This window comes from Halomonas sp. MMSF_3323 (assembly GCF_030733595.1).
Taxonomy (GTDB): Bacteria; Pseudomonadota; Gammaproteobacteria; order Pseudomonadales; family Halomonadaceae; genus Halomonas; species Halomonas litopenaei.
Genome location: NZ_JASHIT010000061.1, coordinates 1 through 21553, shown reverse-complemented (window position 1 = coordinate 21553; position 21553 = coordinate 1). Strand labels below are relative to the sequence as shown.

At 65.6% G+C, this 21553-nt stretch carries 15 protein-coding genes; 8 read left to right on the top strand and 7 right to left on the bottom strand.

The features are described 5' to 3' along the window. Window positions 1-17 precede the first annotated feature (17 nt). From RBB39_RS21650 to prlC, 4 genes are all read right to left on the bottom strand, one after another. Window positions 18-2204, bottom strand: coding sequence for a TRAP transporter permease (locus RBB39_RS21650; RefSeq protein ID WP_124805095.1), 2187 nt, complete (start codon window positions 2202-2204; stop codon window positions 18-20). A 73-nt stretch (window positions 2205-2277) separates the two neighbouring features. Continuing rightward, complete coding sequence (locus RBB39_RS21645) at window positions 2278-3270, bottom strand: TAXI family TRAP transporter solute-binding subunit (RefSeq protein ID WP_045992233.1); 993 nt, start codon at window positions 3268-3270, stop codon at window positions 2278-2280. Window positions 3271-3547: 277 nt separating this feature from the next. Continuing rightward, on the bottom strand, window positions 3548-3796 hold the full coding sequence (locus RBB39_RS21640) for a YheV family putative zinc ribbon protein (protein ID WP_306169400.1): 249 nt from the start codon (window positions 3794-3796) through the stop codon (window positions 3548-3550). A 60-nt stretch (window positions 3797-3856) separates the two neighbouring features. Continuing rightward, the gene (gene prlC, locus RBB39_RS21635) at window positions 3857-5905 is read right to left on the bottom strand and encodes an oligopeptidase A (protein WP_045992231.1); all 2049 of its coding nucleotides are present in this window, start codon (window positions 5903-5905) and stop codon (window positions 3857-3859) included. Window positions 5906-6016: 111 nt separating this feature from the next. On the opposite strand from prlC, the gene RBB39_RS21630 reads away from it, so the two are divergent. The 3 genes from RBB39_RS21630 to RBB39_RS21620 all read left to right on the top strand — a co-directional run bounded on the left by RBB39_RS21630 (window position 6017) and on the right by RBB39_RS21620 (window position 8822). Further along, a complete protein-coding gene (locus RBB39_RS21630) occupies window positions 6017-7357 on the top strand; it encodes a sodium-dependent transporter (protein WP_222569884.1) in 1341 nt (446 codons plus the stop codon). Window positions 7358-7398: 41 nt separating this feature from the next. After that, window positions 7399-7986, top strand: coding sequence for a gamma carbonic anhydrase family protein (locus tag RBB39_RS21625; RefSeq protein ID WP_045992229.1), 588 nt, complete (start codon window positions 7399-7401; stop codon window positions 7984-7986). A gap of 152 nt (window positions 7987-8138) precedes the next feature. Beyond that, on the top strand, window positions 8139-8822 hold the full coding sequence (locus tag RBB39_RS21620) for a metal-dependent hydrolase (protein WP_045992228.1): 684 nt from the start codon (window positions 8139-8141) through the stop codon (window positions 8820-8822). On the opposite strand, the gene RBB39_RS21615 is transcribed toward RBB39_RS21620, so the two are convergent. From RBB39_RS21615 to RBB39_RS21605, 3 genes are read right to left on the bottom strand one after another with little or no spacing between them, the layout of a single operon-like run. Continuing rightward, window positions 8786-10174, bottom strand: a complete 1389-nt coding sequence (locus RBB39_RS21615) for a sigma-54 dependent transcriptional regulator (RefSeq protein WP_045992227.1) — start codon at window positions 10172-10174, stop codon at window positions 8786-8788. The genes RBB39_RS21620 and RBB39_RS21615 overlap by 37 nt on opposite strands. Then, a complete protein-coding gene (locus tag RBB39_RS21610) occupies window positions 10171-12066 on the bottom strand; it encodes an ATP-binding protein (RefSeq protein WP_045992226.1) in 1896 nt (631 codons plus the stop codon). The genes RBB39_RS21615 and RBB39_RS21610 overlap by 4 nt, the downstream gene beginning before the upstream one ends. Before the next feature lie 3 nt (window positions 12067-12069). Beyond that, window positions 12070-12846 (bottom strand): GntR family transcriptional regulator, encoded by a 777-nt coding sequence (locus RBB39_RS21605; RefSeq protein ID WP_045992225.1) that lies wholly within the window; start codon window positions 12844-12846, stop codon window positions 12070-12072. A 428-nt stretch (window positions 12847-13274) separates the two neighbouring features. On the opposite strand from RBB39_RS21605, the gene RBB39_RS21600 reads away from it, so the two are divergent. From RBB39_RS21600 to RBB39_RS21580, 5 genes are all read left to right on the top strand, one after another. Continuing rightward, complete coding sequence (locus RBB39_RS21600) at window positions 13275-14030, top strand: (Fe-S)-binding protein (RefSeq protein WP_045992224.1); 756 nt, start codon at window positions 13275-13277, stop codon at window positions 14028-14030. Further along, window positions 14027-15457 carry a LutB/LldF family L-lactate oxidation iron-sulfur protein gene (locus RBB39_RS21595; RefSeq protein WP_045992223.1) on the top strand — a complete coding sequence of 477 codons (1431 nt, stop codon included), beginning with the start codon at window positions 14027-14029 and terminating at the stop codon, window positions 15455-15457. Before RBB39_RS21600 ends, RBB39_RS21595 begins: the two co-directional genes overlap by 4 nt. Continuing rightward, window positions 15454-16110, top strand: a complete 657-nt coding sequence (locus RBB39_RS21590) for a lactate utilization protein C (protein WP_045992222.1) — start codon at window positions 15454-15456, stop codon at window positions 16108-16110. Before RBB39_RS21595 ends, RBB39_RS21590 begins: the two co-directional genes overlap by 4 nt. Before the next feature lie 141 nt (window positions 16111-16251). Then, the gene (locus tag RBB39_RS21585; RefSeq protein WP_306169399.1) at window positions 16252-18315 is read left to right on the top strand and encodes a hypothetical protein; all 2064 of its coding nucleotides are present in this window, start codon (window positions 16252-16254) and stop codon (window positions 18313-18315) included. Window positions 18316-18400: 85 nt separating this feature from the next. After that, complete coding sequence (locus RBB39_RS21580; protein ID WP_222516147.1) at window positions 18401-21316, top strand: FAD-binding and (Fe-S)-binding domain-containing protein; 2916 nt, start codon at window positions 18401-18403, stop codon at window positions 21314-21316. Window positions 21317-21553: the final 237 nt, after the last annotated feature.

Sequence of the window (21553 nt, the reverse complement as noted above, 5' to 3'; positions counted from 1 at the left end):
ATAAAGGGGGGCAGGGTTCAGCCTGCGGTGGCGCTGCGGGTGCCGCCGCCGCTGGCGCGCTGCATCACGAACAGGCCGATGGCGATGGCCAGCCCCGCCAGGTCGGTGACGATGCCGCCGTAGATCAGGCACAGGGCGCCGATCAGCATCACCAGCCGCTGCCAGGCCTTCACCGGTCCGAAGAACCAGGCCTGGACGGTGGCCGCCAGCAGCACGATGCCGATGGTGGCGGTGGTGCCGACCCGCAGGATCTGGGGCCAGTCGCCTTCCATCAGCATGGCCGGGCTGTAGAAGAACATGAACGGCACGATGAAGGCTGCCAGACCGATCTTGAACGAGGCCACCGAGGTGCCCATGGCGTTGTCGCCGGAGATACCCGCCGCCGCGTAGGAGGCCAGCGCCACCGGCGGGGTGATCGCCGAGACCACCGCGAAGTAGAACACGAAGAAGTGCGCCACCAGCGGCTGGATGCCGATGTCGATCAGGCCTGGGGCGACCACCGAGGCGGCTACCGCGTAGGCGGCGGTGGTGGGCATGCCCATGCCCAAGAGGATCGAGATGCACATGGCGAAGAACAGCGCCAGCAGCTGGCTGACACCGGCCAGGCCCAGCAGCAGCGACGAGAAGCGCGCGCCGACGCCGGTCAGGGCGATGACGCCGACGATCAGGCCGGCACAGGCACATACCGCGATGATCTGGATCGACATGGTGCCAGCCAGGCTGAGGGCCCGCAGGATGGAGCGAATGCCCATCTTGTGGGGTGACAGCCAGCTCACCACAGCGGCGGAGGCGGTCGCCAGCGTGCCGGCGCGAATCACCGAGTAGCCCATGAACAGTGCTGTGATCAGGATGATGATCGGGGCGAACAGGTAGACCTGCTTGATCAGCTTGGAGAACTGCGGAATCTCTTCCTTGCGCATGCCGCGCATGCCCTTGCGGGCCGCCTCGAAGTCGACCATGAAGTAGACAGAGGCGAAGTACAGGATCGCCGGGATCAGCGCGGCCACCGCGATCTCGGTATAAGGAATACCGGTGATCTCGGCCATGATGAAGGCGCCGGCACCCATGATCGGCGGCATGATCTGGCCACCGGTGGAGGCGGCCGCCTCGATGGCGCCTGCGCTTCTGGCCGGATAGCCGACCTTCTTCATCAGCGGGATGGTGAGCGAGCCGGTGGACACTACGTTACCTGCGCTGGTGCCGTTGATCATGCCCATAAGGCCGGAGGCGAAGATCGAGACCTTGGCGGGGCCGCCACGGGCGCGACCGGCGCCGGCGAAGGCGAAGTTGACGAAGTAGTCACCGACCTTGGAGGCCTGCAGGAAGGCCGCGAAGATGATGAACAGGATGATATAGGTGGAGGACACCGCCGTGGTCGGGCCGAGGATGCCGGCGTCGGTGTAGACCTGGCTGAAGAAGCGCCCCAGCGACAGTCCCGGGTAGCCGAGGAAGCCTGGCAGCCAGGGGCCCATGAAGACGTAGGCCAGGAAGATGGCGGAGATCACCACCAGCGCCAGACCGGCGACGCGGCGGGTCAACTCGAGGATCAGCAGCGAGCCGGAGATGGCGGCCCAGCTGATGCCCATGGGCGCGAAGGAGGTGCCGGTGGAGGCGCGCAGCGGACTGTTGAAAACCACCAGCAGGTAGCCGGCCACGGCGGCGGCGCAGACCATCAACACGACGTCGGCCAACAGCAACTGGTGGCGGGCCTGACGGGGAAACCAGGAAAGCGCAATGGCACCGACGGTGGCCAGGATCAGCGGCGCGCCGTAGTGCCAGTTTTCGATGGCCGGCTCGATGCGCATGGCGCCGCCGGCCATGGTCTGCTGCATCAGCACCACCTGGATCAGGGCGTAGCCTGCGGGCAGCAGCAACGCCAGGGCGATCACGCTGGCCCAGCGCGGCGCACCGTCCTGGCCGTCCTCGACGAAGCGCGAGCCGGTGTAGAGGCCGAAGCCGAGGATCAGCGCGCCGGCGATATGGATGATGCGAAACGACCAGGTCTCGATGGGGTAGATATTGAGCGAGACCAGGTGAAAGACGGTGTAGGCCACGGCGAGTACGCCGAACAGCCACCACTTGCCGCCCTGGAAGACACGGCGATTGGGTTCGACGGCTTCGTCGTCGACGCCCGAGGCGACGATGGGTTCGACCGAAGCGTCGGTCGCATCCTCGTCGCGGGGAGAATCTGGGGTGTGGGTCATGGAGCGATACCTTGAGAAACGGACGACCGGCCGGGTGCCCGCCCGCGGACTGGCCGCGGGCGGGTGATCCTGATTACTGCTTGATCATGGACGGATCGATCTCGTAGCCGTTTTCCTCGTACCAGCGCGCGGCGCCGGGGTGGAACGGCAGCACGGTGTTGTACTGAATGTTCTCGGGAATGGTGGTCGCGGCACTGCGGTGCACGTCGAGCATCTTGTCGTTGTTTTCCATGGTCAGCTTGGTGACCTCGTAGACGAAGTCCTCGGGCAGGTCACAGCCGGCGATGGCGAAGTTCCACATGGACACCGCACGGGCGTCTTCCTCGAGGGTGGTGTAGGTGCTGGCCGGGATCTGGAAGGCCGAGACCGGGAACTTGTCGAGGACCTGCTGCTGCTCTTCCTCGGTGAATTCGACGATGTTGACGTCGGTCTGCACCTCGAGCTGGCTGACCGCGGGGATCGGAATGCCGGCGGCGAAGGCGATCACGTCGAGCAGGCCGTCCTGCAGCTGCCCGCCCAGGTCAGACCAGCCGCCGTTGCGGCGATCGAAGTTGACGCCCAGCTCTTCGAGGATGGCCGGGAAGTAGGTGTCGGAGGTGGAGGCTGCCGGGCCGAAGCCGATACGAGCGCCGTCGGGAATCTCGGAGATCGAGGTGATGCCGCTGTCGGACAGGGCGGTGATGGAGAACGGGGTCTCGTACATCGGGAACATGGCGCAGACGTTGTCCATCTTCACGCCGGGGGCCAGCGGGCTCTTGCCGTTCACCGCGTCGGAGGCGGGACCCATGGTGGTCAGGCCGAAGGCCACGTCGCCGCCGTGCACCAGCGCCAGGTTCTGGGTCGGACCACCGGTGACTTCGCCGCCGCCGGATAGACCGAGCTGGTCGGCGACCAGGTTGGCCCAGCCGGAGCCGTAGACGAAGTAGGTGCCGCCCTGGCTCGCGGTGCCCACGGTGAAGCTTTCGGGCCAGTCTTCACGGTCTGCCTGGGCGGCAGCGGACACCAGCAGGGTGCCGGCGAAGGTGGTGGCGAGGACGCCGGTGAGGAGCCGGGTAGAGGTGCTCATGCAATGTCTCCCAATGCGATGGACGTTGTGGTTATCGTGCTGCGGTCTCAAGCCTAGACGCCAAGACCGAGCCTGACCGGACGTCGGTCAACGCAAGAGGTATCGCAAGGGGTGTGCCCGACCCAAGGATTTATCTGTAAATCAGTTGGTTATAAAAGTCGCTTTAGACATTGGTCGAAAATGTCGACAAGGCCTTTGTCCGAAGTTTCGCACGTTTGCCGAATTAGAGTGTGCGGATATCCGCACACCCTTGGGCGTAAAAGCGTCGCGCGCTGGATCAGTGGCGTTTGCCGGGGTCGAGAATGCGAACCGGCTGGATCTCTTCAGTGGCGGGGGCTTCGGAGTCCTGGTTGACCCGGGTGGCGAGCTCTTCGACCACGTCGTCCTCGATCGGTAGCTGTTCGAAGAAGTCGCAGCTGACGCACTCACGGTAGCGCACGCCGTGCTGCTCCCAGGCGCGGATACGGTCCATGGCGGCGCAGCGGGGGCAGACGACGCCGGCGATAAAGCGTTTCTTGACGGTCATGTCGGTCTCCACAAATGGCAACGCCCCCGCTGGCGGCGGGGGCGTCGACGAGACGGATGGTCAGGCGGCGCGGATGCCGCTGTGGCGCAGCAGCGGTTCGATGCTCGGCTCGCGGCCGCGGAAGGCCTTGAACAGTTCGGCGGCATCCCTGGCACCGCCTTGCTCGAGGATCTCGCGGCGGAAGCGAGTGCCGGTCTCGGCGTCGAAGGTGCCGGCCTCCTCGAAGGCACTCCAGGCGTCGGCGGACAGCACCTCGGCCCACTTGTAGCTGTAGTAGCCCGCCGCATAGCCGCCGGCGAAGATGTGGCCGAAGCTGTTCTGGAAGCGGTTGAATTCGACTCGCGGTACCACCGAGACCTTGGCGCGGACATCGTCCAGCAGCGACTGGATGTCGGCGGCAGACGGCGCTGCTGGCTCCAGATGCAGGCGGAAGTCGAACAGCGACAGCTCGACCTGGCGCAGCATGCCCATGGCGGACTGGAAGTTCTTGGCCGCGGTGAGCTTGTCGAACAGCTCGTCGGGCAGCGGCTCGCCGGTGTCGACGTGGCCGGAGATCAGGTCCAGCCCTTCACGCTCCCAGCAGAAGTTCTCCATGAACTGGCTCGGCAGCTCCACCGCGTCCCAGGCCACCCCGTTGATGCCCGACACGTCGGCCACCTCCTGGCGGGTGAGCATATGGTGCAGGCCGTGGCCGAACTCGTGGAACAGGGTGGTGACCTCGTCGTGGGTCAACAGCGCCGGCTTGTCGCCCACCGGGCGGGTGAAGTTGCAGGTCAGGTAGGCCACCGGCAGCTGCAGCTCGACGCCGTGGCGGCGACGCACCCGGCACTCGTCCATCCAGGCGCCGCCGCGCTTGCCTTCACGGGCGTAGAGATCGAGATAGAAGCCAGCGATGGGCTGGCCGTTCTCGAGCACCCGGTAGAAGCTGACATCCTCGTGGTAGCTGGGGGCATCGGGGTCCTGCTCGACCTGCACGCCGTAGAGGCGCTCGACCACGCTGAACAGCCCGGCGACCGCCTTGGGCGCAGGGAAGTAGGGGCGCAGCTGCTCCTGGGAGATGGCGTAGCGGGCCTCGCGCAGTTTCTCGCTGGCGTAGCCCACATCCCAGGGGGCGAGTTCCTCGAGCCCCAGCTCGTCACGGGCAAAGGCCTCGAGCTCGCTGAATTCCTGTTGGCCCTGGGGCAGGGCCCGTCTGGCCAGGTCGTCGAGGAAGCCGATGACCTCGCTGGGGCTGTCGGCCATCTTGGTCGCCAGCGAGTAGTCGGCGTAGCTGGAGAAGCCCAGCAGCTCGGCCATCTCGCGGCGCAGCGCCAGGGTCTCTTCCATGATCGGGGCGTTGTCGTACTCGCCTGCGTTGGGGCCCTTCTCGGAGGCCCGGGTGACGAAGGCGGTGTAGACCTCACGGCGCAGTTCGCGGTCTTCGGCGTAGCTCAGCACCGGGAAGAAGCTGGGGAAGTCCAGGGTGATGCGATAGCCCTTGTTGCCCTTGGCCTCGGCGTTGGCCGCCAGGGTGTCCAGGGCGCTCTGGGGCAGGCCGGCCAGACGGCTGTCATCGTCGAGTTCCAGCGCCCAGGCCTGGGTCGCGTCAAGCAGCTGGTTGGAGAAGGTGCTCGACAGACTCGACAGGCGCGTGCGGATTTCCGCCGAGCGCTGTTTCTTGTCTGCCGGCAGGTCGACGCCGGCCAGGCGGAAGTCACGCAGGGCGTTGTCCACCGAGCGCTGGCGAGCCTCGTCGAGCTCGGCGAAGGCCGGGCTGTCCTTGAGCGCCTGCCAGGCGCGGAACAGGCCTTCGTGCTGGCCGATCCAGGTGCTGTAGGCGGAGAGCTTCTCGAGGCAGCCGTCGTGGGCCTCGCGCAGCTCCGGTGTGCTCATGGTCGAGTTGAGGTGCGATACCGGCGACCAGGCCTGGGCCAGGCGATCGCTCATCTCTTCCAGCGGCGCCGCCAGGCTGTCCCAGCTGGGGGTGTCGCGCTCGGCTTCGGCCACCAGCTTCTCGACGCCTTCGCGCAGCTCCTCGAGCAGTGCTTCCACCGCAGGGGCGACGTGCTCCGGGCGAATTTCGCCGAAGGGCGGCAGGGTGTGGCGTTCTAGCAGCGGATTGCGGGACATGGGCACCTCTCGGGAATTCGACAATGGTTCAGTAAATGCGGGCGACTGCCGGCGGTTTCAATGTGCTAGTCTTGCGGCCTTCGTTTTTCTCGATCTGGACACCGAAAGACCATGAACCAAACGCTGGAACGCTGGAGTTCGCGCCGCGCCTTTATCCTGGCCGTGACCGGGGCCGCCGTCGGTCTTGGCAATATCTGGCGCTTCCCCTACATCACCGGGGAGAACGGGGGCGCCGCCTTCCTGCTGCTCTATGTAGGCTTCGTGGTGGTGCTGGGCCTGCCGGTGATGATGGCAGAGATCATGATCGGCCGGGCCGGTCGGCGCAGCCCGATGCAGTCGCTCGCTGAGCTTGCGCGTCAGCGCGGCACCTCGAGCCACTGGAAGTGGCTGGGGCTGTTCGGCGCCTTTACGGTGTTCTGTATCCTGTCGTTTTACTCGGTGGTGTCCGGCTGGTCCATCGACTTTATGGTCAAGGCCTTCAGCGGAGGCTTCGCTGGCCAGAGCGCGCCGCAAATCGGCGCAGGCTTCGACGCCTTCCTGGCTGACCCGCTGCGGATGACGCTCAACCATACGCTGTTTCTGGTGATGACCATGGTGGTGGTCGCCGCCGGCGTGGCCAAGGGCTTGGAGCGCCTCAATAACCTGCTGATGCCGGCGCTCTACCTGCTGCTGATCGTGCTGGCCGGCCACGCCGTGACCATGGACGGCTTCGGTCCGGCCATGGCCTGGCTGTTCACCCCGGATTTCTCGGCGCTGACGCCGATGGTGCTGGTGCACGCCATGGGACATGCCTTCTTCACCCTGGCGGTGGGGGCCTGCGCGCTGATGGCCTACGGCGCCTATATGCCCGACCACCAGAGCCTGCCTGGCGCCGCCGGCGCGGTGGCGGTACTTGATGTGCTGGTGGCGCTGCTGGCCGGTATTGCGATCTTCTCGGTGGTGTTCACCCAGGGCATGGATCCGGGGGAGGGTCCAGGACTGGTATTCGTGACCCTGCCGGTGGCCTTCGCCGAGCTGCCCGGTGGTCCCTTCTGGCTGGGACTTTTCTTCCTGCTGCTGCTGCTGGCGACCTGGACTTCATCGATCAACCTGGCCGAACCGATGGTCTCGACCCTGGTGGGCTGGGGGCTGTCGCGGCGCATGGCCGCCCTGGCGGTGGGCCTGTGCGTATGGCTGGTGGGGCTGTTGTGCGTGCTGTCGTTCTCGAGTCTGAGCGATGTCCAGCTGATCGGCGAGATGAACTTCTTCGGCGTGGTCAGCACCATCCCGCCGGAGATATTCCTGCCGCTGGGCGGTCTGTTGATCGCCATCTTTGCCGCCTGGGTGATGCCTGAGCAGGAAGCGCTGCGGGCGCTGGATGCGGGGCCCAATGGCTTTCGCGTGTGGCGCGCCGTGGTACGCTGGGTATCGATTCCGCTGGTACTGGTGGTGCTGTTCAGCGGTCTGCTGTAGTGCCGCGACCGACCGGCGCACAACCTTCAGGAGAGACAGCGATGGCAGACAGGGTGGCAACGGAAGCGCACGATGGTGCGCCGGGTTATCCGGTGATCCGTTCCTGGCAGGGCGTAAGCCCCAGGCTGGGCACGCGGGTCTATATCGACCCCCAGTGCATGGTATTGGGTGACGTGGAGTTGGGAGACGACTGTTCGGTGTGGCCGATGGCGGTGATTCGCGGTGACATGCATCGGATTCGCATCGGCTCGCGCACCAGCGTGCAGGACGGCAGCGTGCTGCACATCACCCACGCCAGCGACTTCAATCAAGGCGGCTGGCCGCTGACCATCGGCGATGAAGTCACCATCGGCCACAAGGCGGTGCTGCATGGCTGCACCCTGGGCAACCGGATCCTGGTCGGCATGGGCGCCATCGTCATGGACGGGGCGGTGGTCGAGGACGAGGTGATCATCGCCGCCGGTGCGGTGGTGCCCCCCGGCAAGCGCCTGGAAAGCGGCCACGTCTACGCCGGCAACCCGGCCAAGGCGCTGCGCCCGCTGAAGGATGCAGAGCGCGCCTTCTTCCCCTACACCGCGGGCAACTACGTCAAGCTCAAGGATCAGTACCTGGCCTCGGCCGAGGGCTGACGGCAGAGCCGCAGTGGTGAAGAACACGGATCTGCCCGCGCAGGTCCGTGTTTTTTTATCCAGTATGTTTCCAACCAATTGTTTCTATTGAACTGCCGGGCGATAATCTGGTCATTTATCCAGTATATGCCTTTTCGAGGAGCCCGCCCGGCATGGCCAACTTCCGCACCCACCTCAGCGTGGCCGCCGCCGGCGGCGCGGTGCTGGCCCATGGCGGCTGGCAGGCGGGGCTGTGGTCGGCGCTCGACAGCCTGCCGATGCTGGCGCTGACGACCCTGGGCGGCATCCTCCCCGATATCGACTCCGACAGCTCCAAGGCGATCCGGCTGATCTTCAATCTGATGGCGGTGCCGGCGGTGGTGGCCGGCGCGGTGATGCTGCAGGAGCGGTTCTCCGACGGCACCTTGCTGTTGGTGTGCGGCGCCATCTATCTGGCGGTGCGCTATGTGGCCGGCGCGATCTTCGCCCGCTTCACCGTCCACCGGGGGCTCTGGCACTCGCTACTGGCCGCGGCCATGTGCGGCCTGGCGACCGCGGCGCTCAGCCACCATCTGTTCGCACCACCGGACGCCATGGCGTGGGCCCACGGCGGCGCCCTGACCTTTGGCTTTGCCATCCATCTGTTGCTCGATGAGCTCTACAGCGTGGATCTGAACGGGGCGCGACTGAAACGTTCCTTCGGCACCGCCTTCAAACCGTTTGACTGGGGCGATCCCGGCAACTCTCTGGCGATGCTGTGCGTGACCCTGAGTCTGGCGCCCTGGCTGCCGTCCTGGGACGCGCTGCAGGGGCTGGTCGATCAGGGCGTGGCGCTGGTGTCGGGGCGCTGGCGATAGTCGTCGGGCTTGAGGGCGTGCTTCTTGAGCTTGTCGTAGAGGGTCTTGCGCGGGAGTCCCAGGTGCTCGCAGACCTCGTTGATACGGCCGTGGTGGCGGGCCAGCGACTGGCTGACCAGCTGTTTCTCGAACAGCTCCACCTGCTGGGGCAGCGGCAGCTCGCCACCGTCGCTGCCGACGCCTTCCATCAAGGCGTCGAGGCGGTAGTCGCAGGTGCTGCCGAGCAGCACGTAGCGCTCTGCCAGGTTGCGTAGTTCACGGGCGTTGCCGGGCCAGTCGTGGGCCAGCAGCGCGGTGACGCCGGCCGCGTCCAGCGGCGGCGCTTCCATGCCGCTGCGGCTGGCGGCCACCGCGGCGAAGTGGTGAAACAGCAGCGGGATGTCCTCGCGGCGCTCGCGCAGCGGCGGAATCATCAGGGTCACCACGTTGAGGCGGTAGTACAGGTCCTCGCGGAACTCGCCGGCCTCGGCGGCCGTCTTGAGGTCGATCTTGGTGGCGGCGATCACCCGAATGTCGAGTGTCACCGGGGTATTGCTGCCCAGGCGCTCGACCTGGCGCTCCTGCAGTACCCGCAGCAGCTTGACCTGCAGCGCCAGCGGCATGGATTCGATCTCGTCGAGGAAGACGGTGCCGCCGGCGGCATGCTCGAACTTGCCGATGCGCCGCTCCACCGCGCCGGTAAAGGCGCCTTTCTCGTGGCCGAACAGCTCGGATTCGATGGTGCTCTCGGGCACCGCACCGCAGTTGATGGCGACGAAGGGCTTGCCGCCGCGGGCGCTGCGCTCGTGGATCGCGCGGGCCACCAGGTCCTTGCCGGCGCCGGTCTCGCCGAACAGCAGCACGTCGGCCTCGACCTGGCTGATGCGCTGGACCATCGACGACAGCCGCTTGATCGCCGGGGTGCGCCCTACCAGACGTGGGCCTGGCGCGGTCTGCTGGGCCTCGAGCTCGGCCTTGAGGAAGCGGTTTTCCAGGCTCAGTCGACGCTTCTCCACGCCTCGCCGCACGACCTCGCCCAGGCGTTCACCGGGAAACGGCTTCTCGAGAAAGTCCCAGGCGCCTTCCCGCATGGCCTCCACCGCTGTGGATACATCGCCATGACCGGTAATCAGTACCACCGGCAGGTCCGGGTCGCGCTGACGAATCTCTCTGAGCAGGCTCATGCCGTCCATGCCGGGCATGCGGATATCGCTGATCACCACCCCGCTGAAGTCCCGGTCCAGGGTGGCCAGGGCCTGTTCGGCGCTGGGAAAGGGCAGTGGTCGATAGCCTGCCAGTTCCAGCGTCTGGCCCAGGGTGACCCTCAGGTGCTCTTCGTCGTCGATGATCATCACGGGGGCTTCGTCGGTCATGTGGCGTGGCTCTCATCGTGGGGCGGGAGGACGTGCTCGGCCTGGGGCAGCTCGATGGTAAAGCGTGCTCCGCCCAGAGGCGAGACACCGGCCTGCAGGCGGCCGCCGAGATCATCGATGATCCGTGCGGAGATGGACAGCCCGAGCCCCAGTCCGGCGCCGGGGGCCTTGGTGGTGTAGAAGGGCTCGAACACCTGGCGGCGCTGGTCCTCGGGGACGCCGGGGCCGTTGTCGTCGACCCATAGCCTGGCGCGGCCATCGGCGGCGGCCACGCCCAGTATCAGCTGTGGTGACGGCGTCTGTGCCATGGCCTGAAGGGCATTGCCGATCAGGTTGACCAGCACCTGCTCGAGTCTGACCAGGTCGGCCAGTACCCAGGGCGCTTCCTCCGGGGTGTCGAACACCACCTCGACCTGTTGCTCGCCGAGGCGTGCCTTGAACAGGCGCAGGGCGTAGTCGAGGCAGGCGCGGGTCGACACCGGGCTTGGCGGCTCACCGCTCTTGCGCGAGAACTGGCGTAGCTGGGCGCTGATCTCGGCCATGCGGCCGGTGAGTTCGATGATCTCGCCGAGGTTGGCGTCGACGGTGTCGTGGCGCTGTCGGGCGAGAAAGCCCCGGGCGTTCTCGGCGTAGGCGCGGATGGCCGCCAGTGGCTGATTGAGCTCGTGGTTGATGCCGGCGGCGAGCTGGCCGAGCACCGCCAGTTTGGCGGCCTGGGTCAGCTCGTCACGGGTCTGGCGCAGAGTCGCCTCGGTGCGTCGGCGCTCCTCGATTTCGTCGGATAGCCGGCGATTGGTGGCGAGCAGGTCGCGGGTCCGGCTGGCCACGTTGCGCTCGAGTTCGTCGCGGGCTTGCGCCAGGGTGGTGCGCTCACGCTCGGCGAAGGCTTCGCGCTCCCGGCGCAGTCGGTGGCGCTGCCAGCCGATGCCTCCGGCCAGCGCCAGCAGGCCGTATAGACCACCCCCCATCAGCATCGCCTGCCACTGGGCCTCGATCACCGGGGCCATGGGCTTGAGGATATGCATCTGCCAGCCCAGGGTGGGAAAGTTCCGAGTGACGCCAAGGTAGTGCCCGGACGCCAGCGGGCCGCTGTCGAAGCCCACCAGTCTGGCGTCGTTGGCGAGGTGATCGACGACCTCGAGGCCGCTCGGCTTCAGCGCTTCATCGGCGTAACGCCGCGAGTCGCGCAGCTCGGCCAGGCGCGGTGGCGCCAGCGGGGTGAGAGAGGTCAGGCGTAGCTCGGGTTGGCTGGCCATGAACACGATACCGTTCTGGTCCACCACCAGCAGGCTGGTCCCCGGACTCTGCCAGCTCGCCTCCAGCGTATCGACGCGGACCTTGACCACCATGACCCCGGCCGGGGTGGCGTCGGGATTGACCTCGTCGAGCCAGACCGGCGCCGAGAAGTAGTAGCCGCGATCCATCGATACCACGCCGAGGCCGTGGAAGCGGCCGTAGTGCCCGGCGATGGCGTCCTGGTAGTAGGGGCGAAAACGATAGTTCTGGCCGATGAAGTTGTCGGGGCGGTGCCAGTTGCTGGCCGCCAGGGTGGTGCCCTCGGCGTCGAGCAGGTAGATATCGGAGACGCCGGTGGTACTGCGGAAGCGGTTGAGCAGTCGGTTGAGTGGCATCACGTCCTGGCCGTCCGGGGCGCTCAGGTATCGCTTGACGGTTTCCCGGGTGGCGAGCAGTTCCGGCAGGTATTCGTGGCGTGACAGGTAACCGGTCAGGCCAGTGGCGGAAAGCCGGAGTTCGGTATCGGCATCACGCTTGAGCGAGGCCAGCGCCTGCTCACGGGCCAGGGTGGCGCTCTGCCAAAGCACCAGGGCGAGACCCAGCGCCAGCGCCAGCGCCAGGGTGCGGCGATTCAGCCAGCGTGACCAGCGTCGCATCGACTAGCGCGACCGGCGCGGCGGCATGACCTGGGCACGCCGCAGCGCTCGCTGCGAGCGGGTCTCGGCGCGCTCCATCTCGAGCAGACCCTCTTCGACGTAGACCAGGTGTTCGTGGGCCAGCGCCTGGGCGTCTTCGGCGCGCCCCTCGAGGATAGCGTCGAGCAGTGCCCGGTGCTGCTGCATCAGGCGGGGGCGTGCCTCCGGCTTCTCGAACAGATGGGCGAGATTGTCGACGATGCTGCGTTCCAGCAGGTGGAAGATGCCGCGAATGGTGTGTAGCAACAGGACGTTGTGGGCGGACTCGGCGATCGCCAGGTGGAAGGCGGCGTCGGCCTTGGCCTCACCCTGGGGGTCCTCGCCGAGAAAGGACGTCTCGAGCTCTTCGAAGCGCTGAATCAACAGCGCCCTGTCGGTGGGTGTCGAGCGTAGCGCCGCATAGTAGGCTGACAGGCCTTCCATGGCGTCACGGAATTCGAGCAGGTCCAGGTGGAACTCGCCGTGGCGAGACAGCATCTCCAGCAGCGGGTCGCTGTAGCCGCTGTTGAGGGCCTCGGTGATATAGGTGCCACCGCCCTGGCGGCTGACCAGCAGGCCGCGGGCGGCCAGTTTCTGGATCGCTTCGCGCAACGACGGGCGCGAGACGCCGAAGCGCTCGGCCAGTTCGCGTTCGGGGGGCAGGCGCTGGCCGGGGGTCAGGCTGCCTTCCAGAATCAGCGCCTCGAGGCGCTCGGTGATCACATCGGCCAGGCGAGGCTGGCGCACGGGCTGGTAGGCCATGGCGGTTTATCATCGACGTGGGAACGAGGCCGCCAGTGTAACGACAACTAATTGGTATTACCAATAGACGAGGTTGTCCTGTTGCCTATTCTGATCCTCGTTCTTCCCGGATTATCAACCTGTTACGTTCACGGCCATCGAGACATAGACCAAAGTATAGCGCAAAGTCCGAGCAAAAATCGGCGTCTGGTTTGACACTCTGGAAGAGCGAACCTACTGTGCCTAGATTCGGCGTTGTCAATTGGTTTTACCAATTTACTCCAACTCTATCCCTGGCGGTCGTTGGCAAGACCGATGATGCTCCGGGGGCCTCGGTTCCGGCGGTCCAGACGAGGCGTGCAGCGGTAGCCTGCTCGCCTCTGTTGTGCCGCTATTGATACCGGGAACAACGACAACGTCCTGCCGTGCCTGACCCTGAGGACCCCGCGATGACCGCCGTCAAGCTTTATCCCCCTCGCCCCGACAAGGTCTACCTGTTCGGAACCTGTCTGATCGACATGCTCTATCCCGAGGCTGGCCTCGATGCCGTTCGGCTGCTCGAGCGGGAAGGGATCGAGGTGATCTTCCCCGACGACCAGACCTGCTGCGGCCAGCCTGCCTACACCTCGGGCTATCACACCGAGGCCAGGGCGGTGGCCAGGGCCCAGCTCGATCTGTTCCCCGAGCCCTGGCCGATCATCGTGCCGTCCGGCTCCTGCGGCGGCATGATGCGTACCCACTATCCCTCGCTGTTTGCCGGCACCCCCGAGGAGGCAAGGGCCAGGGAGGTCGCTGATCGGGTGTTCGAACTGACCGAATTCCTGGTGCACGTCTGCCACCTGACGCTTGAGGATCGAGGCGCGCCGGAGAAGGTCGCCATGCATACCTCGTGCAGCGCCCGTCGCGAAATGGGCCTCGCCGAGACCGGCCCCGCGCTGCTGGCCAAGCTCGGCCAGGTCGAGCTGGTGGAGCAGGAGCGGGCCAGCGAATGCTGTGGATTCGGCGGGACCTTTGCGGTGCGCCATCCGGAGGTGTCCGGTGCCATGGTCGAAGACAAGAGTCGTGCCATCGAAGCCGCCGGCGCCGAGCGTTTCGTGACCTCCGACTGTGGCTGTCTGATGAACATCGCCGGGCGTCTGGCCCACCGCGACAGCACGCTCGAAGGCGAGCACATCGCTTCCTATCTGTGGCGGAGGACCTCATGAGCCAGCCTGTTCAGACCTTTACTCCCGAGGCGTTCCATCGCCAGGCCCACGAGGCGCTGGAGAATCCGCAGATCCGTGCCAACTTCCGCAAGGCGATGGACGGCCTGATGGGCAAGCGTCGCAAGGCCTTCGACGACTGGGACCTGGAGACCCTGCGTGAGCTGGGGGCCAATATCCGGCTACGTGCGCTGTCGAAGCTGCCCGACCTGCTGGAGCAGCTCGAGGCCAACTGCGAGGCCAATGGCATCCGCGTGCACTGGGCCGAGAATGGCGAGCAGGCCTGCGAGCTGATCACCGAGGTCTGTCAGCGTCATGGTGCGTCCTCGGTGATCAAGGGCAAGTCCATGGTGTCCGAGGAAATGCACCTGAACGCCCACCTGGAGAAGGCTGGCATCGATGCCCTGGAGTCGGATCTGGGCGAGTACCTGGTGCAGCTCAACGAGCAGACGCCGTCTCATATCATCATGCCGGCGATTCACCTCAATACTGGCGAAATCTCCGACATCATGCACGAGCGCACCGGGACCGAGCGCACCACCGACGTGGACGCGATGACCGCAGCGGCCAGGGCCCAGCTGCGCGAGCGTTTCATGACGGCGGATGTCGGGGTGTCCGGGGTCAATTTCGCGGTGGCCGAGACCGGTACCCTGTGCCTGGTGGAGAACGAGGGCAACGGGCGCCTGACCACCACCGCGCCGCCGGTGCACATCGCCGTGACCGGCATCGAGAAGGTGGTCGAGCACCTGGCCGACGTGCCGCCGCTCTACGCCCTGCTGACGCGCTCTGCCACCGGCCAGCACGTGACCACCTACTTCAACATGATCAGCTCGCCACGCAAGGCCGACGAACACGACGGTCCCGAAGAGGTGCATCTGGTGCTGGTCGACAGCGGTCGCTCGCGGGTCTACCAGGACGATGAACTGCTCGACACCCTGCGCTGCATCCGTTGCGGCGCTTGCATGAACCACTGCCCGGTGTACACCCGGGTCGGCGGTCACACCTACGGCACCACCTACCCGGGGCCGATCGGCGCCATCCTGATGCCGCACCTCATGGGGCTTGAAGCGACCAAGGATCTACCGTCGGCGTCGAGCCTGTGCGGCGCCTGCGGTGAGGTGTGCCCGGTCAAGATCCCGATTCCGGACCTGCTGGTGCGTCTGCGGCGTGAGGCCGTGGGCGACGGCGTCGGCAATGTGCCCGGTGCCGGGGTCAAGCGCTCGCGCAAGGAGGTCGCCGCATGGAAGAGCTGGCAGTGGCTGGCTACCCATCCCGGAGCCTGGCGAGGCGCTACCCTGGTCGCCGGCAGCTTCCGTGCGCTGGCGCCGTCCCACCTGGGGCCTTGGACGCAGTACCGCAGCGCCCCGAAGCCGGCCAAGACGTCACTTCACACGCTGATCAAGCGTCATCGCAAGGAGAAGGGCGAATGAGTGCCAGAGACAACATTCTGGGTCGCCTGCGCGATCGCCAGGGCGGACCGCTGTCGGCCCCCGACAGCGACTTCGGCGTGGTCACCGGGCGCCAGTGGTCGCGCCACGAACGACTCGAGCGCTTCGAGCACTGGATCTCCTCGGTGCATGGCGAGGTGATTCACTGTGACTCTGCCGGCTGGACCGAGACCCTCGCCAGGGTGCTGGCGGACAAAGGCGTCAAGCGCCTGGCGCTGGGCCGGGAGCATCCGGTAGCGCAGCAGGCCCGTGAGGCCCTGGCGGATCATGAGGTCGAGCTGGTCGACGCCGACCGTGACATCGAGGGCTGGAAGCATGAGCTGTTCGACGGCGTCGAGGCTGGCCTTACGTCCACCCGTGGCGCCATCGCCGAGACCGGCAGTCTGTGGCTGTGGCCGACCCCGGATGAACCGCGTCTGCTGAGCCTGGTGCCGCCTGTGCATATCGCCGTGCTCGATGCCGACAGCGTCGAAGACACCTTCTTCGATGTCGTCACCGGGCAAGGCTGGGCGAGCGCCATGCCGACCAATGCGCTGCTGATCTCGGGGCCGAGCAAGACCTCGGATATCGAGCAGACGCTGGCTTACGGCGTACACGGTCCAAGAGAACTGGTGGTCATCCTGCGCGACGCCTGATTCACCGTGCTCGCGTGCGACACCTGCGACATCGGAGTGGTTTGCGTCCTGACGCGCGTCATGCAAGTTGGCTATAGTGTGCGTTCCCGACGATGTTCTGTTGTCGGCGCAGGAAGCGAAATTCAACTGATGGAGGCAGGCATGTCCAAGCAGCAGTGTCCGGGGTCGAAACGCCCACTTTGCAAGGCCATTTCCCCTTTGCTGGTGATCAGCGGGGTGTCCATGGCGGTCTTGCTGAGCGGATGCCAGGACGACGGCGGTAGCCAGGGCGGGCGGTTTGTCGAGGCGCCGGATGTTGCGCTGGGCGAAGCGATTGAGGGCGAATTGACCTCGCAAAGCGGGATCAACCTCAAGGATGGCTCGCGCCACGACCGTCGCTGGGTCTGCGGCGAGGCCGAATCTGGTGTGCTGTACCGGCTCGATTCACCCTTTGCCGCCAGCCTCTCGGTGTATTCCGAAGACGGCAAGTGGCAGGGAGGTGCGAGCAGCACCCAGGAGGCGCCGGCATCGCTGTTGCTGTCTTCCGCCGAGGGGTGCTCGCTGGTGGTCGTCAGCAGCGACGACATGGCAGGCTTTGGCCCCTACTCGCTGAAGCCGACTGAGGCCCAGGCATCCGAGACGCTGGGCGACGACCAGGACGTCGTCGGGGCGCTGGGAGGCGAGGCGGCGAGCTACAGCTTCTCGCTCGAGCAGGCTCGCCAGGTCTCTCTGGTGCTGGCCGGTGCGTCTGACGCATCGCTGGTGCTCAGTGGCAATGGTGTCGAGCATAAGGCCGCGCGCTGCGGTGATGACCAGCAGACTCTGAAGACCTTCCTCGATCCTGGTGACTATGAGGTGCGTGTGACGCCAGGTCAGCCGGTCAAGGAACGCGTGGACGTGGAATGCCAGGATGACTTCGTCAGCGTCGGTGACGGCTATCGTCTGTCGATGCAGCAAGCCGATCTTTCCAGCGGCGAGCGTAATGCCGGACCGCTGCGCGCCGGTGACAGCATCACCGGTACCCTGGCCGACGCCTCCTCCAGCAACACCTACAGCCTCAAGATCGACGAGCCCACCAGCGTCAATCTGGCGCTCGCCTCCAGCGATTTCGACACCGTGCTGCGGGTACGCGGCGGCCAGACCAATATCGAGGTCGATGATTCGGGCAGCGGTACCGACTCTCATCTCGACAGCGTGCTGATGCCGGGCGACTACCGGGTGGTGGTCAGCGGCTACGGGGGCGAGTCCGGCGGCTATTCGCTGGAGCTTTCGACCTCTCCCTTCGATGGCGAATTGAAGAACGAAGGGGCCATCGAGCCAGGTGAGTCTGTGCAGGGCATGGCCGGCGGGTTTCAACCTAACGCCTACACCCTGGACATCGAGCAGCCCTCCGAGGTGACGATTGCACTGTCTTCCTCTGCCTTCGACACCCAGCTCTATCTCGAGGGCAACGGTGTGTCGCTCAGCGACGATGACGGCGGCGGTGGTACCAATTCGCGGCTGAGCGAGGTGCTCGAGCCCGGCAGCTATCGCATCGAGGTGGCGAGCTACTCGGGTGTCGCTTCCGGCATGTTCCGACTGGAGACCGACGTCACTGCCTTCGATGGCGAAATGCGCAACAGCGGTGAGCTGCAGCAGGGAGAGACGGTGCGCGGCATGGTGGGGGCCAGCGGTGTCAATCAATACAGCTTCACCCTGGAAGATGCCGCAGAGGTGACCCTGGAGATGAACTCCAGCGCCTTCGACGCCATGCTTGGCCTGCGCGGCGAAGGAATCGACACCAGCGATGACGATGGTGGCTCGGGTACCAATTCGCGCATCAGCGCGATCCTCGAGGCTGGTACCTACAGTGTCGATGCGCGAAGCTTCAGTGGCTCCGGCACCTACTCGCTGAGCCTGTCGCAGACGCCCTTCAGCGGCGAACTGCGCTCCGAGGGTGAGATTCACACCGGCGAGACCCTTTACGGTCAGCTCGATGCCAGCGGCAGGCTCAACTACCAGCTGGTGGTCGAAGAGGCTGGCGTCATCAGCATCGAGACTCAGTCCGACGCCGTGGATACGCTGTTGGAGCTCGAGGGTGAGGGTGTCTTCTTCCAGGACGATGACGGTGGCAGTACCCAACTCGGGTCGCTGATCGAAACCCGTCTGGAGCCAGGTGTCTATGACGTTACCGTCAGCGGCTATGGCGGGGGCGGCGGCATCGTCCAGATCGACGTCAGGGGCTAACCCCTAGCGCCAAACGCCACTCTTCGGAGTGGCGTTTTAGTATCTGAACGGCTGCAATAGCGAATAATCAGACAGGGAGCGCACCATGACGGCCATCACCACCACCAAGCCCAGCATTTCCATCGACGAGTTGACGGCGATGCTGACCGAACGCCTGCCCACCGAGCGATTGGTCCAGGATCCGCTGCGCCGGCTGGCCTACGGTACCGATGCCAGCTTCTATCGGCTGGTGCCAAGCCTGGTGGTAAGGCCGGAGACCGAACAGGAGCTTGTCGAAGTCATTGGCGCCTGCCGCGAGGGCAACTGGCCGATGACCTTCCGCGCCGCAGGTACCTCGCTGTCCGGTCAGGCCATCACCGATGGGGTGCTGATCCAGCTGGGGCGCGGCTGGCGCGATGCCAGGGTGCTTGATGACGGTGCCAGAATTGACCTGCAGCCCGGTGTCATCGGGGCCAGGGCCAACGAGCTGCTGGCGCCCTTTGGGCGCAAGATCGGGCCGGACCCGGCGTCCATCGCCAGTTGCATGATCGGCGGCATCGCCGCCAACAATGCATCGGGCATGTGCTGTGGCACCGCCCAGAATACTTATCGGACCCTGGACAGCCTGCGCATGGTGCTGCTCGATGGCACGGTACTGGATACCGCCGATGCCGACAGCGTGGCAGCCTTTCGTCAAAGCCATGCGGCCCTGCTCGATGGGCTGGAGCGACTGTCGACCAATGTGCGCACCGATCTCGAGCTGGCCAAGCGCATTCGCCACAAGTATCGCCTGAAAAACACCACCGGCTACGCTCTCAACAGTCTGGTGGATTTCCGTGACGGTGTGGATATCCTGGCCCACCTGATGATCGGCTCCGAGGGTACCCTGGGCTGTATCACGCGGATTACCTATCAGTCGGTGCCGGAGCCGCCACGCAAGGCCGCCGCCCTGATCTTCTTCCCGGATCTCGGCAGCGCCTGCCGTGCCACCATCGCCTTGCGTGGCACCGGCGTGGCGGCGGTGGAGCTGATGGATCGTGCGGGGCTGCGTTCGGTGGAGCGGCAGCCGGGCATGCCGGAGCAGCTGCGTGAGCTACCGGACGGCGCCACGGCATTGCTGGTGGATGTCCGCGAGGAGGATGGGCCTCGGCTGGAGGCGCGTATCGAGGAGGTCGGCCAGGCGCTGGAAGGCATCACCACCCTCGAGCCCATCGCCTTCACCGAAGACCCGGTCAGCTACGCGCTCTACTGGAAGGTACGCAAGGGACTGTTCCCCGCCGTCGGTGCTGTGCGTGATCTCGGAACTACCGTGGTGATCGAGGACGTGGCCTTTCCCATCGAACGGCTGGAGGAGGGTGTCGCCGCCCTGACCGAGGCGTTCAAGCGCCATGGCTACGACGACGCCCTGCTGTTTGGTCACGCCCTGGAAGGCAATCTGCACTTCGTCTTCCCTCAGGGCTTTGAGCGTCCAGGGGAGAAGGAGCGCTACCAGGCGCTGATGGCCGACGTGGCCCAGTTGGTAGCCGTGGACTTCGGTGGCTCGCTCAAGGCCGAGCACGGCACCGGCCGCAACATGGCACCCTTTGTGGAGCTGGAGTGGGGCGAAGAGGCCTATGCTCTGATGTGGCAGATCAAGGCGTTGTTCGATCCGGGCCATCTGCTCAACCCCGATGTGATGCTGACGCGCAACCCGACGCTGCACCTCGAAAATCTGAAGCCATTGCCCGAGGCCGACCCTATCGTCGATCGCTGCATCGAGTGTGGCTTCTGCGAAGCCGTGTGTCCTTCACGCGAGCTGACGCTGACGCCTCGCCAGCGCATCGTGCTGACCCGCGAGCGAGCTCGCCTGGCAGCCCTGGATGAGTTGAGCGATGAAGAGCGAGAGCGTCGCGATGCCTTCGAGCAGAGTGCGCTTTACGATATCGATGTCACCTGCGCCGCCGATGGCATGTGCGGGACGCGCTGCCCGGTCGGTATCAATACCGGCGAGATGGTGCTCGCCATGCGCCAGGAACGTCATGTCGGCAAGCAGGAATTGGCAAGGCGAATCGGGCGTCACTTCTCCGGGGCTACCAAGATTGCCCGGGGCGGCCTGCGTGCGGCCAGCCTGGGGCGTGGGATCATCGGCGACGCTTTGATGGCCCGAGCCAGTCAGGGTGTTCACAAGGCCAGCGGCAAGCGTGTCCCACAGTGGATACCGGCGATACCCGCCGCCGCCCCGATTCGGGTGCTCAAGTCGTCGCGGCCATCGGCGGGCGCATCGTCCACCGAGGGGCCGCGCGATTCGGTGGTGTACTTCCCTTCCTGCGCCACTCGGGTGTTTGGCGCCGACAAGCGGGACGACTCGGCGCGTGCGGTGATGGAGATCGTACTGAGTCTGCTCGACAGAGCCGGGTATGACGTCATCATTCCCGAAATGCCAGGCCACCTGTGTTGCGGGATGGCGTTTTCCTCCAAGGGGATGGATAACGAGGCGACGCACAAGGCGCGCGAACTCAACCGGGAGTTGCTGGTCGCGAGCCAGAACGGTCGTTTCCCGGTGCTGTTCGATACCAGTCCTTGCAGCTTGCAGGTCGAGGGGCATCTGGATGAGCGCTTGAAGGTGCAGGAGCCGGTGGCCTTCGCCCATGACCACCTGTTGCCGCGCCTGGAGGTGACGCCGCTGGACTGCAAGGTGGCGGTGCACGTGACCTGCTCCAGCCATCGCAAGGGGCTGACCGACTCCTTCGTGGAGCTGGCGCGTGCGTGTGCCAGGGAGGTGGTGGTGCCGGATGGTATCAGTTGCTGCGGATTTGCCGGCGACAAGGGCTTGCGCGTACCGGAACTGACGGCTTCATCGCTGCGCGATCTGTCGGGGCAGGTGGCGGGCTGTGACTTTGGTGTCTCCAATTCGAGAACCTGCGAGATGGGCATGACCCAGCACTCCGGTCTTACCTATCACTCCATACTGGAGTTGCTGGACCGCGCGAGTCAGCCGACTGCTCAAGGGGGCGTATCGGAAGAGCGCACCGTCTCGCTGTAAGGCCCTGCTCCAGGTCGCGACTGAAGCCTGAACCGCTGTCGATGACGCCCCGAAGACAGCTCGATGAACTTTTTTGCATAAGGGTATTGCCAAGGGCGGAGGGGATGCGTAAAGTACGCATCCGCTGCCGGCGACGAGCAAACGTCACAGGCGGTTAAGGGTGGTAAAAGTGATTGTTTTGAAAAGGCTTTTTCAAGTCTTCGAAAAATTCTCCACTTGACGGGCAACGAGAAATCG

Bases quoted from the DNA above. Each gene is read 5' to 3' on its own strand.
- RBB39_RS21650 (WP_124805095.1), bottom strand. From the start codon at position 2,204: ATGACCCACACCCCAGATTCTCCCCGCGACGAGGATGCGACCGACGCT.
- RBB39_RS21645 (WP_045992233.1), bottom strand. From the start codon at position 3,270: ATGAGCACCTCTACCCGGCTCCTCACCGGCGTCCTCGCCACCACCTTC.
- RBB39_RS21640 (WP_306169400.1), bottom strand. From the start codon at position 3,796: ATGACCGTCAAGAAACGCTTTATCGCCGGCGTCGTCTGCCCCCGCTGC.
- prlC (WP_045992231.1), bottom strand. From the start codon at position 5,905: ATGTCCCGCAATCCGCTGCTAGAACGCCACACCCTGCCGCCCTTCGGC.
- RBB39_RS21630 (WP_222569884.1), top strand. From the start codon at position 6,017: ATGAACCAAACGCTGGAACGCTGGAGTTCGCGCCGCGCCTTTATCCTG.
- RBB39_RS21625 (WP_045992229.1), top strand. From the start codon at position 7,399: ATGGCAGACAGGGTGGCAACGGAAGCGCACGATGGTGCGCCGGGTTAT.
- RBB39_RS21620 (WP_045992228.1), top strand. From the start codon at position 8,139: ATGGCCAACTTCCGCACCCACCTCAGCGTGGCCGCCGCCGGCGGCGCG.
- RBB39_RS21615 (WP_045992227.1), bottom strand. From the start codon at position 10,174: ATGACCGACGAAGCCCCCGTGATGATCATCGACGACGAAGAGCACCTG.
- RBB39_RS21610 (WP_045992226.1), bottom strand. From the start codon at position 12,066: ATGCGACGCTGGTCACGCTGGCTGAATCGCCGCACCCTGGCGCTGGCG.
- RBB39_RS21605 (WP_045992225.1), bottom strand. From the start codon at position 12,846: ATGGCCTACCAGCCCGTGCGCCAGCCTCGCCTGGCCGATGTGATCACC.
- RBB39_RS21600 (WP_045992224.1), top strand. From the start codon at position 13,275: ATGACCGCCGTCAAGCTTTATCCCCCTCGCCCCGACAAGGTCTACCTG.
- RBB39_RS21595 (WP_045992223.1), top strand. From the start codon at position 14,027: ATGAGCCAGCCTGTTCAGACCTTTACTCCCGAGGCGTTCCATCGCCAG.
- RBB39_RS21590 (WP_045992222.1), top strand. From the start codon at position 15,454: ATGAGTGCCAGAGACAACATTCTGGGTCGCCTGCGCGATCGCCAGGGC.
- RBB39_RS21585 (WP_306169399.1), top strand. From the start codon at position 16,252: ATGTCCAAGCAGCAGTGTCCGGGGTCGAAACGCCCACTTTGCAAGGCC.
- RBB39_RS21580 (WP_222516147.1), top strand. From the start codon at position 18,401: ATGACGGCCATCACCACCACCAAGCCCAGCATTTCCATCGACGAGTTG.